The organism is Litchfieldella xinjiangensis (assembly GCF_000759345.1).
In the GTDB taxonomy this organism is placed as follows: Bacteria; Pseudomonadota; Gammaproteobacteria; order Pseudomonadales; family Halomonadaceae; genus Litchfieldella_A; species Litchfieldella_A xinjiangensis.
This window is the reverse complement of sequence record NZ_JPZL01000002.1, coordinates 330965-347820: the sequence shown is the minus strand read 5'-3', so window position 1 is coordinate 347820 and position 16856 is coordinate 330965. Positions and strand designations below refer to the sequence as shown.

Genomic DNA, 16856 nt, shown 5'->3' with positions numbered 1-16856 from the left:
TAACCCTTTTATTTTTACTTCTTACGGCTACCTGCTCGCCCAGCTGTAATTTTTCATCATTGCTCATGACAACAACCCCTTCAAAAGTCCAGCGATCTCACCTTCCAGCTCGTTAATCTCTGCCTCGATCTTATCTAGCGGACGCGGTGGCTTGTAGACAAAGAAATGCCGGTTAATGGGGATTTCATAGCCTACCTTGGTTTTGCTGTAGTCCACCCAGGCGTCGCGCACATGCGGCAGCACTTCGCTAGTCATGTAAGTATCGATATCGCCTCTAAAGGTTTCTATCAGTTCGTCATTGGGCTTGTCTGGCCCCATTTGCATGGGCAAGGGCAGCCGGGTGCCCGCCGGCAACGGAATGTTTTCCGTGTCGCGCAATTCGCTGTCCGGCTCTGGTCTGCCTTTGCTGTCACGACAAATTTCTGCGTCAGGGTCACGCTCGCCAAGCGCGCTGAAAATAGCCTTTTTGATGGGCGCCGGAAGTTTCATCCCCGCCTTCTTAGCAGCAGTGCTCAGATCGGCGTCGAAGATAGCGCGATCGTTGTACTGGCCGTTATCGGTCAGTGTCGCCAGAACGGTGCGAATAGATGACTGCAGTTGACGGCCTTCTTCGATTTCCCGCTCAGCGGCGGCTTCATTCTTGCGCTTTTTGGAAGTAGCCAGATTGGCAAAGACGGTCTGCTCATCCAGCCGGGCAATGCGCTCCGGAGTAGCCTCGAAGCTCATGCGCAGGGGCCGTTCCACCGTTACCTTGAGAAAACCGAACTCACGATTCTCGAAAATCTTTGAGACTACGCGGGTCTCGGAGATGCCGTTAATTTCCACCTCGGCCGTCTCGCCATCTTGATAATTACCGTAAAGGCGAGTGAGTTCGCGGATCTGGTCTTCCGTAATTTCGTTGCGCTTTTTATTTAGGCTCCTCTTCATACGCTGGAAAAAGAGTGTGCCGTCGATGAGTTGTATTTTGCCGCGCCGCTCGGGAGCCTTGCGGTTGGTTACCAGCCAGACATAGGTGAAAATATCGGTGTTGTAGAATAGCTGGTTGGGTAGCGCTACGATGGTGTCGAGCCAATCATTTTCGATGATCCATCGGCGAATACTTGAGCTTCCCTTGCCTGTGTGGCCAGAAAACAATGGTGAGCCGTTAAACACGATAGCTATCTTTGAGCCGGCAGCGTTTTCATCCCCATCTTTATAAGGATGCATCTTGGAGATCATATGCTGAAGGAACAGCAGCGAGCCGTCGTCAATGGCGGGCAGCCCGGCGCCAAATCGCCCGGCAAAGCCCATCTCCTTATGCTCCTTCTCGACGACATTCTTTTGATCTTTCCACTCTACGCCAAAGGGAGGGTTGGCCAGCATGTAATGGAATTTCTTGCCCTCGAAACCATCACGGGTCTTGCCATCGCCCAAAGTGTCGCCGAGAACGATGCTGCTTGTGTCCTCATCCTTGATCAGCATGTCCGAACAGCATATGGCCCAGGATTCGTCATTATACTCCTGCCCGAACAGGGCAAGGTTGGCCTGGTCGTTCTGGTCGAGGATGAATTTCTCGGATTCCGACAACATACCGCCGGTGCCGCAGGCCGGGTCATAAATCGTGCGGAAGATGCCCGGTGTATATACATCCTGCTCGCCAGTGTAGACGAGGTTGGCCATCAGACGGACGACCTCACGAGGAGTGAAGTGATCTCCGGCCTCTTGGTTATTCTGCTCGTTAAAGCGCATTATGAGATATTCGAATAAATATCCCATCTGCAGGTTGCTGATACGTTCTGGATGTAGATCAACTGCCGCCATAGCTTTGACGATTGTGAAAAGGCGGTTGCTAGCTTCCAGGGTTTCTATTTGGTCATTAAATTTAAAACGCTCGAAGATGGCGCGAGCGGTAGGCGAAAAACCGTTGATATAGGCTACCAAGTTGGATGCGATATTCTCCGGATCACCTAGCAGTCGCTGAAAGGTGAATGGACTGGTGTTGTAGAGTGGGTTCTTGCGACTTGGGTCCGCTGCCCTGCCAAGCAACTTCTCCATCGCGCTTTCCGGCATACCCTGGGCAGTCAGCTTTTCGTATTGCTTGAGCACCTTGTCTTTGGTGGGCTCCAGCACACAATCCAGGCGACGTAGCACCACAATGGGCAGCATGACCAGGCGATACTGCGGAGGTCGATAGGGACCTCGAAGCCGGTTAGCGATTTCCCAAATGTGGCCTTTTAGTTGGTCATGCACCTGCAAGTTCATTCGAAAAACATCCTTGGCGTCATGCTGAATTTGGTATGTGAGCGCTAAGCCACAGCGGCTGGGTCGTCTAGAAGCAGGGGCAGGAGCTTCTGACGCCTTCTCGCCTGGTTGGCTGCAGCCTTAGCAAGGTGGCAGAGGGTGCCTTTCAGTGTTCACTGATACGCCCCTGCGTTCTTGGTTATGATTCCGTCGACGAGGAGTATCATACCCAACAAAGCGTAGTGAGGGGGCCGGCTCGATACAGAAGCCGATGCCTACGCCTCTATGCATCGCCGGGCAAGCCACATGGAGTAGGCATGGAGTTGCCCGGCCAGGCTGGGGAAAAGGCAAATTTTGGGCTATTGCGCCGAGCAAAGTTGAGGGCACCAGTTTGACCTTGGCCTAGTCAAGCCATTGACCCAATGGAGATATTGCCCGACCCCGGCTAGCATGGCTGGTTACCCTGCTGAGGCCGTGCCATGTCTAAGATCCATCCGCGACACAACGATGCCGGAAAACCGGTCGTCCTGAAAACCCCTTCTACAGCGACGTCGTTGTCATGCTGGGATGACCCCACGACTATCGCCAGAGTGGTGCCGGACGGGCCACTACCAGATGAACTGAACGGGCTGGCGCTTGAGCATTGGCGAGAAGCTGAGAATGCCCTTGAAGCGCTGTGGAAAACCGCATCCGACACACCGATCCAAGCACCTCAGCTTAAGCTCGCCTCAGGCAAGTCGCCGGCGGCAGGGGCAGTGGTGCTGGAGCCCGACGGCCGGGTATGGGTTATCCACCCAAGCAACGCCTTTGGCGGCTACAAGGCGACCTTTCCCAAAGGCAAGCAGGAGCCTGGGCTAAGCCTTGAACAGACCGCTATCAAGGAGACGTTCGAGGAGGCTGGCTTGGCAATCACTTTGACCGGCTGGCTTTCCGACGTGCCGCGCTCGACCAGCACGACACGCTATTTCACGGCCCGGCGGATCGGCGGCACCCCGGCTGCCATGGGCTGGGAGAGCCAGGCGGTGAGCCTGGTGCCCAGAAAGCATCTGGCTGAGGTCCTGCACCATCCGAACGATAAGCCGCTTCTAGATGCTATTCAGCAACTGGCAGATGATACAGAAGATAGCTCCGAGCATCACGCCAGCCCGACAAACATGTCCACGGGCTTGCCTGAGCACCTACCGTTAGACCAGCGCGAGCGTGTCGCAATATTAACTATCATCCACGACGGCCAGGCATTCTCGCCGAGTGAAGTTTACCGGAGCTTTGACCCCGAGCCCGACACTGAGCTAGCGAGCCTTCCCTCGCTACTGGAAGGCCTGTCGGCGGCGTTAGGCCCTGGGCATAGCCCAGGCTGTCGTCGCGTGCTAGCGCGTTACAGTGGGGCGAAGAGACCCTTTCTGGCAGCATGGCGGAGCCAGGACAATCCAGAGGCACCCATCATTGCGCATGCGCTTGACGTGCTGCTCGATGTGCCCGCCAGTCTCGATATTCAGACACTGCCACTGTGCCCTTTCTGCCCAGTACCCGAGGCCTGTGCGCTCCGTGGTGACTGTCGGGTGGATCAAGACGAGATGCGAGAGACAAGGGAAATAAGAGAGGCCAAGGCATCACGAGAAGAAACTTACTCCAGTAGCGAGGCCGGCTCGCCCCGGTGCGCTACTTACCAGTCCACTCCCTACCTCAGCTCCACTACCCCACCCTGGCATACCCTCGCTGCCGTGAACGCCCAGGGCCAGGCCGAAGCCCAGGGACAGACTTGGCTAAACGCCCCGGGCGTGGTGGAGCGGGTGCTGAGTGAAATGCAGGCGGCGACCTGGGCGGCGTGGTGCGCCTGGTGGCGCGGCGAGATCAGCGAAGCTGAAGCGCACTATCGACAGCGGGTGGAGGTGCGCTGGGCCACGGCGATCTTCGCAGGGGAACATCAATGCTACGCCATACTACCCGCCTGGCACCTAGAGCAAATGCCTGCCTATCTGCGCCAGGTCTACTACCACCAAGATCAATTTACCGAGTGGGAGGACGTGCCGCCGCTGAACGTGGTTGTTATGGGTGTATTGGAGGCGTGCGCTGAAGCCGCCAACCTGCACTTCCAATGCATCTTCAAACCCGAGCAGGCGATATCCGCCGAGTGGTTCGAGAAACAGATCCGAGAGATGGCAGAAGACGTCGAAATGCACACAGCCTACTTTCGGGGGCTGGTTGAGGATCAAGGGTTAGAGAGCGAGTGACACACTAGGGAACTGTGGAGATCTGACAATAGACTGCGCCGAACAAAATGGCCCCTTTTTTGTGATGGGAAAGCTAGGGTCAGTCGCTTGATGCACTGAAGGCGTTCCACCCGGGACACACCCGTTCCTACTGGAAGCTACGTCTCCTGCGGGCTGGCAAGCCTGTCCCGCATGGAACGCCTGATCGCTACACTTCTCACCCTACTATATGCATGAGACCGTCCTTCTATATCCCTTTCCCTATAACCTGCTTCCTATAGAGAAAAAGTTTTTAGATCAGGGGTTCCACCCGTTCCACCCGGGCCAAGCCAGTGGTGGTGCAGGCTAGCGGCGGAACGCTTCTGTCCTACGTAGAACGCCTCGGGCCCTGGAAAGCAAAAAGCCCGGCACGAAGCCGGGCTGTGTGACGATCATGTGGCGTTAGGGTGACGGGGCTCGCCAGCATTTGACTCGGCGGCCGCTTGCTAGCGTCTGCTTCCCTTGCGCCCAGCCGAGGCCAACAAAAGCAGCTTTGATACGTTTCAAGTCACGCATATCTCGATCACCGGCCAGACGCCCCTCGAAGGCCTGGAATACCTCCGCTGTCGTAGTCTCTGTCAGCGAGACTGCGCGGCGCCCTCCCCAGCAGCCCCCCGCTCTGGTCGGAGGCAGCTCATCGATAAACTGGCAAACCCGCTCCTCCCAGGGATTTTCGATTTGACGGGCCGCCTGCTCCTCACGGGCTACAGCTTCGGTGGCACTGTCCAGCCACCAAGGCTCCCCTTGCCGATATCGCGCCACGGCCTCGGCCCACAGTTGTTCTCGCTCGGTCTGCATCCGCTCTATATCGACACGCACACACACCACTGGCCAGAAACGACGCCCGCCGGTGGGGTCGCTCAGGTAGCCGCCACCCCCTTCCGGGTTGATGGTACCGATGAAGATCGCCTGGCGTGGGAAGTCTTTGGTGCAACGCCCATAGGATGGCCGATAACGGTCCACACGACTGGAAAGGAACTGCTTGACTTTGCGCACCTGGGAGCGCGCCATGTTGGCCATTTCCGCCAGTTCAATGATCCACTTACCACGCAGGGCCTGCAGCGCATCCTTGTCGCCAATGTCGGCGCCCAGGTCTTCGGCTAACCAGCGTTCATCGGGCACCAGAGCGGCAATCAGCGAGGACTTTTTGAGCCCTTGGGGGCCTTCTAAGACCAGCATGGTATCGACCTTGCAGCCGGGCTTTATGGCCCGCGCTACGGCTGCAATCAGTGTCCTGGCGCCGACGGCCTGGCTATACGGGGTGGCCTCCACCCCAGCACAGTCGGTCAGCCAAGTATCCAGGCGCGGCGTCCCATCCCACGTCAGGCTTTCCAGATAGTCACGCACCGGGTGGCGTGGAGCCTGATTAGCCACCCCTTCGATCGCTTCCCCCGCAAGGCGGGCGCTGACCGAAATACCCAACTGCTGTGCAACCCAGGCGCTAAGCTGCCTGTCGTGATCATCGCCCCAGACACCGGCCTCACCACCCCACGGCGGGGCATGATCACAGTGAATCTCGGTCGATAGCAGGTTCCGCCACACTCCAACGTCGCGCCAATCAGGATGAAGGCGCAATACCTCCACCAAGTGCCCTGCCGAGGGGGACGTAGTTAGCCAGGCTATCGACAGCGCAAGTCTAGCTTCCTCGGCGTTCGCCAGGTCTGAGGGAACCCGGGAAATACTAATTTCTCCCAGATGCTGGCAGACCTGCGCCAGGTGGTTGCCGATATAGCTGCGATCAAGTTTTCCCGGCCCATTTAGGCACCACTGCTCCCAGAGAGTGCGGTCGGCCAGTCGCAGCAGTTGAGCCTCATGCAGGATATCCTGCTGGCGAATCAACTCAACACGCCCAGTACTACGACGCCAGAAACCGTAGTAATAACCGGTGGTCCCCAGGGGAATCACCCCTATATCGGTGGGCAGTCGCAACGTACCTTGGTTGAGCAGGCTACCGTCCCCAACCTGTCCCGCTGTACCCTGCTCCGCCATCTGGGCCCCCATGGATACCGCCGGCGATGCAGGCGGCGTGTCGGGGCCCTGTGAATCATTAAGACAGGCCTCCAGCACGGCTTTGACCGCGTCGTCACCACGCAGCCGGCGCAGATCGTCGAAGTCGGTCGGCCCCTTCACTTGGCCATCGGACTGGGCTTCACCTTCACTGGCGTCGAACGGCGGGATCGCCAGACGGCCCTTGACGATGGTCGCCGCGGCGCGCGCGTAGTGCACGCCCGGGTTGGCGACCGGACGGGTGGTCCACTGGTCGTTGTCGGCCGCCAGCACGATGATGGCCTCGGGCTGGCGCTGGCGCATGGCCGTGGCGATGGTGGCCAGGTTGCTGGTGTCGAACGCCACGATCACGCAATGCCCGGTCGCCTCATGGATAGCCGCGCCGGTGGCGAAGCCTTCGCAGACGATGAATACCTTTCGTTCATCGTGCAGCCTGGGCGTGCCGATACCGAAATAGCAGCCCTTCTTTTCGCCGCCCTTGAGATAGTCGCGGTCGCGCTCTAGGAAGTTGTTGGCATCCGGGAAGATGGCCTGCAGCGACACCACGCCCACGCCCAGCTTGCTGATGGGGATCAGCAGAGCGTTGTCGGTCACCTGGCTGACGACGCCGCTATTTTCGTTGATGAGTTCCCAGACACCCAGGCGGGCACCATGCGCGCCGATGCCCTTCTTCGCCAGATAGGGGTGCGCGTCCACCGGGTGGGCGTTGTCCCAGATATCCCGGGCGCGTGCTGCCGCGGCGGCGTGTCGTGCCGCCTCGAGCGCGGCCTTTTCGGCCTGCTGCTGCTGCATCTTCTCGTGCCACGCCTGGCGCTCCTCGCGGGACAGCGGCTTGGCCGGGCGCTTGGCCGACCAGGAAAACTTCGCGTCGATGCCGTGGCGCTTGGCACAGCCAAAGCTGCCGGCCGGCTTGTCATCGATATACAAAATCGCCCAGGCATTGCGCGACCCTTTCCTGTCGCCTTCCACGTGGTAACGGTGGATTTTTCCGTCGGCGATGATCTGCTCGCATACATTAATACCTTGCTGACGCATGGCGGCACGAAACTTATCGATGATGCTGTCAGCCGTCATCATACCGCCGCCCTCCTTCTTCCTAGACAGGCCATGAAAATGGCGTCGAGCTGCTTTAGGGTGTAAGGCGACATCAGCGCATTGGCAGGAAGGCAGGCCAGAGGTCGATTTTCATGGCCTGCCAACTCGCGCCTGCTGAGAATTGTCGGAAGGTGGTAAGGCGCGCAGATGTAGTGGGAAAACACTTCCATTACGATGCCCTCCGCTGAGCTTGCTCCCAGCTCTCGACGTCACAAAGGGACCAACGGGTAATATTGCCGGCTAGTTTTACTGGCCGAGGAAAGCGGCCCTCACGGACCCAGCGCCAGATGGTGGCATCGTGTACGCCAAAGCGATGGCGTAAGTGTTTGACGGACAGCCAAGCAATACTGGCGCCTTGGCTGTTCGTATTGGTGGGGGAAGTAGAAACTGTCATGTGGTACTGCCTTGCATTGAGGATTCACAGGCAGCATGACGTGGCGGTTTGGCCGGTAGTCCTATATCGGATAACTACTGTCCGTAATAGGCCTATGTCGCATCAAACGGATCGCTGTTGCGCTCCTCCCGGGCGGCTTGAATCTCCTTCACTATCTTAGCTATTGGCTCATCGTCCAGCTTCAGCGCGTGGCGCGCCAGAACAGCTTGTAGCACGGCGGCGGCTTTGTAGGGCTCTGCCGGTATCTCACCACCCAGTACCTCAAGCGCCAGCCCTTCTATCAGCTTCAGGTAAGTTTGCCGGCGGCGAGCATTTATCGGCTTGTCTTGCTGCTCTGCCTGCGATTGTGGCTTCCTCGGGACACGTAGATCCTCATTTATATCATTATCGGCATAGCCTAATTCTCGCAGCCAACGGTAGATTTCCGCGCGCTCGAAGGTAAGCCGCACCTCATCAATGGGGTGCAGTCGCCAATCCTCTTCCGGTACTTCATCAAAGAAAGGTTCAACCTCCCCTCGCCTAGCGGCCTCAAAGAGCATTATTTTGCATTCTTTGGCTGTTTGCTCTTCCTTAAGGGGGACAAAGTCGGCTTCAACAGTCCAAAGTTCCACGCCTGCCATCAAATACGCAGCTTCAGACAAGCTGAAATATCGGGGAACACCCCAAGGGGTTATGGCCATGCCTTACTCCTCAGTGACACTCAATAGAAATACTGACCCGCGGGCGTGATGGAGTCGCTGCGCTCGGGTGTGCTCCCTGCCGGATAAATCGGTCAATCAGTAGCTGCCTTGCGGATCGCCGTTACTTTCTTAGTGCTGGCGCTGGCGGGGGTGGCCAAGAAGGCGGCCCATTGCTTCATAACGCGGGCGCGCTTGGCCAGCAGGTCGCCGCGTCGATAAGCGGCCTCTGCTTGGTTAGTAATCGCGTGGCCTAACGCCATCTCAGCGACATCATGCGGAGTGGCGGTGCGCTCTGCCATCCAATCGCGGAAGGTGGATCTCATGCCGTGGACTGTCGCCCGCTCCTTCTCGCCCATGGCGTCCAGCAGGTCAGTCATCGCCCGGTCAGATAGTTTGCGGCCCTCGTCGCGGGTGAATACCAGTCCCTCCTCGCCTTGGGGCAGCGAATGCAGCAGATCAACGGCAGCAGGCGCCAGCGGTATACGATGCTCCCGGCGTCCTTTCATTCTCTCCGGCGGTATTGTCCAGGTCGCCCCGACGAGGTCTATCTCTTCCCAGCGAGCGCCCAGCACCTCACCAGACCGGCAGCCGGTCAGGATGGTGAAGGCTAGAGCCTTGGCCGGTATGTCGTCACGCATCTGCAGCCGCGCCCAGAAATCGGACATGGCATCGATGGGCATGGCGCGGTGGTGGGCTTTCTTCTTTATCTTGGTTGGCGCCGGTAGCACTGCATCAAGATTACCTTTCCACGTAGCCGGGTTGGGGCCGGTGCGGTGCCCGTGAGCAGTCGCCCATGCCAACACAGACTCGATGCGCTGGCGCACGCGGGCGGCGGTAGTGGGCTTGGTGGTCCATACGGGCTCAAGGGCTTGCTTAACATGGACCAAACCAATATCGGCCACGCTCATAGAACCCAAGATTGGTAAGGCGTACGCCTCCAGGCTTTGCCGCCATTGCTGGGCATGCTTCAGGTTGCTGGCCTCGGCCTGCTTCATCCTGATAACGGCCTCAGCTGCCTCCTTGAAAGTCAGGCGCGCCAGCTCAGCAGCCAAACGCGCTTGCTTGGCGGCCTTTCGCTCTGCCAAAGGATCGATGCCTTGATCCAGCATCTCACGGACCTTGCGTGCCTTGTCGCGCGCTAGTGCAAGCGAAGTATCAGGGTAGCCGCCTAAGCCATGGTCACGGCGTACTTTATATGGCTTGCCACTTTGAGCCAGGCGAGTCTCGCCAGTGGAGTAACGCAAGATCCAGGAACGTGCGCCGGTTTTATCGACACGCAATAGCAAGCCGGCAACATCGCCCACGGCATGAAAGCCAGGGGTGGTGAGGCGCTTCACTTCAAGGGCAGATAGGGGACGGGCTTTCTTAGGCATAGCCGCTTACCAACATCCTTACCAACATTAGTTGTGTTATTGGATGCTAGTTTATGCCACACGAAGCCACAAGAGAAACAGCTAACTACTTGATTGGAATGGTGCCGGTGGTCGGACTCGAACCGACACGCTATCGCTAGCGGCGGATTTTGAATCCGCTGCGTCTACCAATTCCGCCACACCGGCAGCGCGTTGCATTATACGTAGCCCGACCGGCAGGTCAATCGTTCGGACTGACTTTAGTCCATGAAATCGGTATCCTAGGCGCCCTGCGCGTGCCGAGAGCACTGCGCACGCCGATTCCAGCCAAGAGCCGTACCGAGACCCGTTTCGCCGATGCAGCGCGCCGACTTCCATTACACGCTCCCCGAGGAGCTGATCGCCCGTTACCCCTCAGAAAAGCGCAGCGACTGTCGTTTGCTGTGTGTCGACGGGCTCAGTGGCGAGCTTGCCCACCGGCGGTTCCCCGACCTGCTGGAGATGCTCGACCCGGGCGACCTGCTTGTCTTCAATGATACCCGGGTCATCCCGGCGCGCCTGCATGGCCACAAGGCCAGCGGCGGGCGCATCGAGATGCTGCTCGAACGACCGCTCGATGCCCATCGCGGCCTGGCCCACCTGCGCTCGAGCAAGTCGCCCAAGCCGGGAACCGAGCTGATCTTCGAGGGCGATATTCACGCGGTGGTCGAGGGTCGCCGCGATGCGTTGTTCGAGCTGCGCTTCCTGGGCGAAACCCCCCTGGTCGAACTGCTCGAGCGCCATGGGCATATGCCACTGCCCCCCTACATCACCCGCGACGATGAGCTGACGGATCGCGAGCGCTACCAGACCGTCTATGCACGACGCGAAGGGGCGGTTGCCGCACCCACCGCCGGCCTGCACTTCGATCAGCCACTGCTCGATGCGCTGGCTGCCAAGGGTGTCGAACACGCCTACGTCACGTTGCACGTGGGCGCCGGTACCTTCCAGCCCGTGCGCGCCGACGACATTCGCGAGCACACCATGCACAGCGAATGGCTGGAAGTCGACGAAGGCGTATGCGAGCAGGTCCGCGCGGCGAAAGCGGCCGGGCGTCGCGTGATTGCCGTGGGCACGACCAGCGTGCGGTGCCTGGAAACGGCCAGTCGCGCCGATGGCGAGATCGCGCCCTATCGCGGCGAAACGGACATCTTCATCTACCCCGGCTATGAATGGCGTTGCGTCGATGCTCTGGTGACCAACTTCCACCTGCCCGAGTCGACCCTGCTCATGCTGGTCGCTTCCTTTGCCGGTTACGACACCGTCATGCGCGCCTATCACGCCGCTGTCGAAGAGGGCTACCGCTTCTTCAGCTACGGCGACGCCATGTTTTTGACCCGCCGGCCGGACTGAGCGTCCCGGGCGGTAATCGATCGAGAGACCCATGCGCAACGAATGTTTCATGAATTTCGAACGCCTGGCCAGCGACGGGCGTGCCCGACGCGGCCGGCTACATTTCCCACGGGGCACGGTGGAAACGCCGGCTTTCATGCCCGTGGGTACCTACGGCACCGTCAAGGGCATGACCCCCGCCTCGGTGGAGGAGATCGGCGCCGAGATCATTCTCGGCAACACCTTCCACCTATGGCTGCGCCCGGGCACCGAAGTCATCGAGGAACACGGCGACCTGCATGACTTCTCGCAGTGGCACAAGCCGATCCTGACCGACTCCGGCGGCTTCCAGGTCTTTTCGCTGGGCGCCATGCGCAAGATCACCGAAGAGGGCGTGCACTTCCGCTCGCCGGTGGATGGCGCCAAGGTCTTCATGGGACCCGAAGAGTCGATGGCCGTACAGCGTTCGCTGGGCTCCGACGTGGTGATGATCTTCGACGAATGCACGCCCTACCCGGCCACCTTCGATGAAGCCAAGACCTCGATGGAACTCTCGCTGCGCTGGGCCAAGCGCTCGCGTAGCGCCCATGGCGATTCCGCCTCGGCGCTGTTCGGTATCATCCAGGGCGGCATGCATGCCGACCTGCGAAAGCGTTCGCTCGAGGGGCTCATGGAGATCGGCTTCGACGGCCTGGCCATCGGCGGGCTGTCGGTGGGTGAACCCAAGCACGAGATGATCGAGGTACTCGACTATTTGCCCACCTGGATGCCGGATGAACTCCCCCGCTACCTGATGGGCGTAGGCAAGCCCGAGGACCTGGTGGAAGGGGTGCGCCGCGGAATTGATATGTTCGATTGCGTGATGCCGACCCGCAATGCCAGGAACGGCCATCTATTCACCTTCGAAGGCACGGTCAAGATCCGCAACGCCAAGCACCGTAACGATACACGGCCCCTGGAAGCAGACTGCGATTGCTACACCTGTCAGCACTTCTCGCGTGGCTACCTCCATCATCTGGACCGTTGCGGTGAGATGCTCGGCTCGATGCTCAATACCATCCATAACCTGAGGCATTATCAGCGTGTAATGGCCGGTTTGCGCGGTGCTATTGAAGCGGGTACATTGGCGAACTTCGTTGAATGGTTCTACACGCAACGTGGCTTGCCGGTGCCCCCCGCACCCACCGCCTAGCCAGGCGACGCTGTGTAACGTTTCCCTATCTGATGCTGGAGATACTACCCGATGCTGGACTTCTTCATTTCACCGGCGCTGGCCGAAGGCGGCGCACCCGCAGGCGGCGGCATAGCGCAGATCGTCATGCTGGTCGGTTTCGTGCTGATCTTCTATTTCCTGTTGTGGCGTCCGCAGGCCAAACGCGCCAAGCAGCACAAGCAGTTGGTCAGCGGCTTGTCCAAAGGGGACGAGATCGTGATCGGCGGCGGCATGCTCGGCCGGGTCACCAAGGTGGGCGATGAGTTCCTGACCATGGAAATCGCCGAAGGCACCGAGGTCAATGTTCAGAAGAATGCCGTGGCGGCGGTTCTGCCCAAGGGCACCCTCAAGTCCATCTAACCTCTCCCCTGTGCGGCCCGACGACGGGAGGGTGCGAACCCTCCCGTCGTGCGTGGTCCGACACGTAACGCGCCCGCGACTTCGTCACGCTAGCTAAAGGCAGGGCTTGCATGCTCAACCGATATCCCCTGTGGAAATACCTGCTGATACTCGTCGTCCTCGCCGTCGGCTTGATCTATTCCCTTCCCAACCTCTATCCCGAAGACCCCGCCGTGCAGATCAGCAGCACCCGCGGCGATGTCTCGCTCGATGAGCGTCAGCTTCAGCAGTTTACAAGCGCGCTGAGCGAGGCCGGGATCGAGGTCACCCGAGGCGAGATCGATTCGAGCGGCGTCCTGATTCGCCTTGCCGACGCCGAAGACCAGCTCAGCGCCCGCGACATCATCGCCGACATGGTGGGCGATGACGTGGTGGTCGCCCTCAACCTCGCCGAATCGACTCCCGGCTGGCTCGAGAGTCTTTCCGCCTCACCCATGACGCTGGGGCTGGATCTGCGCGGCGGCGTTCATTTCCTGCTCGAAGTGGACATGGATGCGGCACTGGAGCAACGGCTCGAGGTCAACGCCAGTGCCATGCGTGAAATGCTGCGCAGTGAGCGTATCCGTTATCGCGGTACCGACATCGAAGGGCGCACGCTGACACTGCAGTTCACCAGCGAGGAGGACCGCAACGCAGCACGTCGAATCATTGCAACGGATTTTCCCGACTTCGAATATGAGAATCTCGACGAAGGGCGTGGCGCCTCGCTGGCGATGACCATGACCGAGCAGACGGTCAACGAGATTCAGGATTACGCCATCAACCAGAACCTGACCACCCTGCGCAACCGGGTCGATGAGCTGGGGGTGGCCGAGCCGATGGTGCAACGCCAGGGACCCAACCGCATTGTGGTCGAACTCCCCGGTGTGCAGGATACCGCCGCCGCCAAGCGGGTCGTCGGGGCGACCGCCAACCTGGAGTTCCGCCTCGAGGCGCGCCCGGATACGCCGGATATCGAGACCGAGTCTTTCGAGTTCCGCAATAACGAAGCCCGCAGTGCCACGCTGATGCGCGACGTGATCATTACCGGTGACAGCGTTTCCAGCGCCAGCCGCAGCTTTGACGAGAATGGCCGTCCCCAGGTCAACATCAATCTCGATGGTACCGGCGGCACGCTGATGAACCGCGCCACGCGCACCAATATCGGGCGCAACATGGCCGTTCTGTTCATCGAGCACAAGACCCGCGACCGTGTCGTGATCGAGAACGGCGAAGAGATCATCGAGCGCGAACCCTACACCGAGCGCGGCATCATCAGCCTGGCTACCATCCAGAGCGCGCTGGGCAACAGTTTCCGCATTACCGGTCTGGATTCGCCCACCGAAGCGGCAGAGCTCTCGTTGCTACTGCGCTCAGGCTCGTTGGCTGCACCGATCTACTTCGTGCAGGAACGCACCATCGGCCCGAGCCTCGGTCAGGACAACATCGACCGCGGCGTATTGTCGGTTCAGATCGGCCTGCTGCTGGTCGTGCTGTTCATGTTGGTGCGCTACAAGGTATTCGGCCTGATCGCCAATATCGGCCTGGCCATCAACCTGACGCTGCTGATTGCAGCCATGTCGATGCTGGGTGCCACGCTGACCCTGCCGGGGATCGCCGGTATCGTGCTTACCCTGGGCATGGCGGTCGATGCCAACGTGTTGATCTACGAGCGAATACGCGAGGAGTTGCGTGCCGGAATGTCAGTCCAGCAAGCCATCCACGCCGGCTACGAGCGTGCCTTCACGTCGATCGTCGACGCCAATATCACCACCCTGCTGGTGGCGTTGATCCTGTTCTCGATCGGTACCGGACCGGTCAAGGGCTTTGCGGTGACACTGTCACTCGGGATCCTCACTTCCATGTTCACCGCCCTGCTCGTCACCCGTGCCATCGTCAATCTGGTCTACGGTGGCAAGCCGGTGAAGAAACTCTGGATCTAAAGGAGCCTCGCGATGCGACAGTTCGACTTCATGGGCAAGCGCCGCCTGGCTTTCATCGCTTCAGCCGTCATGGTGCTGGTCTCGATAATTGCCTTGGCGGTTCAGCAACTCAACCTGGGCCTGGACTTCACGGGGGGCACGCTGGTGGAGGTTCGCTATGCCGTGGCGCCCTCCCTGGACTCGGTACGTCAGCTGCTTGAAAATGCCGGTTTCCGGGATATCTCGGTGCAGACGTTCGGGGCTGCCAACGAAGTCCTGATCCGCCTGCAACAGGCCTACGACGACAATGTGGGCGAGCAGGTCGTGGGACTACTCAGCGAGAGTGGAGACCGTGTCAACCTGGTGCGCGCCGAATTCGTCGGCGCTCAGGTGGGCGAGCAGCTGCGTGACCGCAGTGGCCTGGGCATGCTGGTCGCCCTGGGGATCGTGATGGTCTACGTGGCCTTCCGCTTCCAGTACAAGTTCGCTCTCGGCGCCCTGCTGGCCTTGGTTCATGACGTGATCATCACTCTCGGGGTGTTCTCGCTGTTCCAGATCGAGTTCGATCTCACCGTACTGGCCGCGCTGCTGGCGGTCATCGGCTACTCGTTGAACGATACCATCGTGGTCTACGACCGGATTCGAGAAAATATCCGCAAATCCCGGATCGACGACATGACACAGATCTTCAACGATGCCATCAACATGACGCTGGCCCGGACGTTGGCCACCTCGGGTACCACCTTGCTGGTCCTGCTGGCCCTGCTCACCCTTGGCGGCGACATGATCGAAGGCTTCGCCCTGGCCCTGCTGGTCGGCGTCGGCGTGGGGACGTTCTCGTCGATTTATGTGGCTTCGGCGTTGCTGCTCACGCTGAAACTCCAGCGCCAGGATCTGATTCCGGCCCAGAAGGAAGACCCCGAAGCCGAAGAGCTGCCCTGACTGGAACTCGGCACGCCGTAACCAAAACCGCCCCCGCAGCAACGCTGCGGGGGCGGTTTTGTATCGCGTGTACGACGATTAGAAGTGTGGCTTGAGCTGCTGGACCAGCGCCTTGTAGAGACGGGGACCGGCGGCCATCATCCGACCTTCTAGCTCGACATTGGGCAACCCATCGGGCGTACCGATCAACGCGCCTGTCTCCTTGAGAAGCAGTGTACCGACATCCCGATCCTGTTCCTCGAGGCCGAGCACGAAGACCATATCGGCACGGCCGCTGGCCAACTCGGCGATATCGAGCAGCCCGCTGCCGGTGGCGCGCATCACCTCTACCTGGGGGCCCAGCTGCTGCACGATCGTCAGGTAGGCGGGCAAGTGGCGCGAACGCAACCAGGACTCGGGAAGACTCATGGCCACACGCGCCCCACCGATGGTGGTGGTCTTGGGTACGCGTATGCGCTTGCCGTTGTACTGGGCGCCGCGCCCGCGGCTCGCCAGGTATTCCTGGTCGGCATACGGGGCGATGACGATGGCGTGTTCCGGCCGGCCGTTGACGAGGCAGACCAGCGATATCGCGCAGCCGGTACTGGCCACGGTCAGGTTGGAGTAGCCATGGAAGGGCTCGATCCGCCAATGGATATCGCGCCCCTCACCCTGGCCTTCGCGGTAGGGCGTGTAACGCCCGGAGACGCCATGGTCAGGATACCCACGCGACAGCTGACGAACGACCAGTGCTTCGGCGTTACGGGCCACGTCCTCCAGCAAACGGTCGAGGTTGTGTTCTTCATGAGCGTTTTCGATACGCTCACGGACGCGCACGAATTGTTCAGCGGCGCTGCGCATGGCGCGCAACCCGAATTGGACCATCGGATGCATGATCGGGCCTTTGGTAAGTCGGTCACTGTTAAAGAACGCTGTCTCAGGACGCTGTGTCCTGGCACTAGATGACAGGGGAAACGGCGCGCATGCTAGCAGATCCTGGCCTAGGCCGCCATTACCCCGTATGCGCCCATGGGGTGCGTCGTGCTAGACTCGC

The 16856-nt window shown here is 59.9% G+C and carries 13 protein-coding genes and 1 tRNA gene; 6 read left to right on the top strand and 8 right to left on the bottom strand.

Going from position 1 to position 16856, the window contains the following annotated elements; translation table 11 throughout:
• Positions 1-63: 63 nt before the first annotated feature.
• A complete protein-coding gene (locus JH15_RS09125; protein ID WP_043529596.1) occupies positions 64-2241 on the bottom strand; it encodes a type I restriction-modification system subunit M in 2178 nt (725 codons plus the stop codon).
• A 458-nt stretch (positions 2242-2699) separates the two neighbouring features.
• Between JH15_RS09125 and JH15_RS17510 the strand changes: the two genes are divergently transcribed.
• Entirely contained in the window at positions 2700-4451 is a 1752-nt protein-coding gene (locus JH15_RS17510; protein WP_081948957.1) for an NUDIX hydrolase, read from the top strand.
• 420 nt (positions 4452-4871) lie between these two features.
• Here the strand turns inward: JH15_RS17510 and JH15_RS17505 are convergent, their stop codons facing one another.
• The 6 genes from JH15_RS17505 to JH15_RS09095 form a co-directional block, all read right to left on the bottom strand.
• Positions 4872-7553 (bottom strand): VapE domain-containing protein, encoded by a 2682-nt coding sequence (locus JH15_RS17505; protein WP_052383998.1) that lies wholly within the window; start codon positions 7551-7553, stop codon positions 4872-4874.
• Positions 7550-7741 (bottom strand): hypothetical protein, encoded by a 192-nt coding sequence (locus tag JH15_RS18215; protein WP_197053298.1) that lies wholly within the window; start codon positions 7739-7741, stop codon positions 7550-7552. The genes JH15_RS17505 and JH15_RS18215 overlap by 4 nt, the downstream gene beginning before the upstream one ends.
• A complete protein-coding gene (locus JH15_RS18605) occupies positions 7741-7965 on the bottom strand; it encodes a helix-turn-helix transcriptional regulator (RefSeq protein WP_081948956.1) in 225 nt (74 codons plus the stop codon). The genes JH15_RS18215 and JH15_RS18605 overlap by 1 nt, the downstream gene beginning before the upstream one ends.
• Positions 7966-8057: 92 nt before the next feature.
• Positions 8058-8645, bottom strand: coding sequence for a hypothetical protein (locus JH15_RS09105; protein WP_043529594.1), 588 nt, complete (start codon positions 8643-8645; stop codon positions 8058-8060).
• A 92-nt stretch (positions 8646-8737) separates the two neighbouring features.
• Complete coding sequence (locus JH15_RS09100; protein WP_043529592.1) at positions 8738-10018, bottom strand: tyrosine-type recombinase/integrase; 1281 nt, start codon at positions 10016-10018, stop codon at positions 8738-8740.
• A 99-nt stretch (positions 10019-10117) separates the two neighbouring features.
• Positions 10118-10204, bottom strand: a tRNA-Leu gene (locus JH15_RS09095).
• 150 nt (positions 10205-10354) lie between these two features.
• Here JH15_RS09095 and queA point away from each other — a divergent pair.
• The 5 genes from queA (at position 10355) to secF (ending at position 15823) form a co-directional block, all read left to right on the top strand.
• Positions 10355-11389, top strand: a complete 1035-nt coding sequence (gene queA, locus JH15_RS09090) for a tRNA preQ1(34) S-adenosylmethionine ribosyltransferase-isomerase QueA (protein WP_043529589.1) — start codon at positions 10355-10357, stop codon at positions 11387-11389.
• A 49-nt stretch (positions 11390-11438) separates the two neighbouring features.
• The gene (gene tgt, locus JH15_RS09085; RefSeq protein WP_479691126.1) at positions 11439-12560 is read left to right on the top strand and encodes a tRNA guanosine(34) transglycosylase Tgt; all 1122 of its coding nucleotides are present in this window, start codon (positions 11439-11441) and stop codon (positions 12558-12560) included.
• Positions 12561-12611: 51 nt separating this feature from the next.
• A complete protein-coding gene (gene yajC, locus JH15_RS09080; protein WP_043529585.1) occupies positions 12612-12941 on the top strand; it encodes a preprotein translocase subunit YajC in 330 nt (109 codons plus the stop codon).
• A 110-nt stretch (positions 12942-13051) separates the two neighbouring features.
• Positions 13052-14902 carry a protein translocase subunit SecD gene (gene secD, locus JH15_RS09075; RefSeq protein ID WP_043529583.1) on the top strand — a complete coding sequence of 617 codons (1851 nt, stop codon included), beginning with the start codon at positions 13052-13054 and terminating at the stop codon, positions 14900-14902.
• Positions 14903-14914: 12 nt separating this feature from the next.
• A complete protein-coding gene (gene secF, locus JH15_RS09070; protein WP_043529580.1) occupies positions 14915-15823 on the top strand; it encodes a protein translocase subunit SecF in 909 nt (302 codons plus the stop codon).
• Between the two features lie 78 nt (positions 15824-15901).
• On the opposite strand, the gene JH15_RS09065 is transcribed toward secF, so the two are convergent.
• Complete coding sequence (locus JH15_RS09065; RefSeq protein WP_043529578.1) at positions 15902-16696, bottom strand: inositol monophosphatase family protein; 795 nt, start codon at positions 16694-16696, stop codon at positions 15902-15904.
• Positions 16697-16856 lie beyond the last annotated feature (160 nt).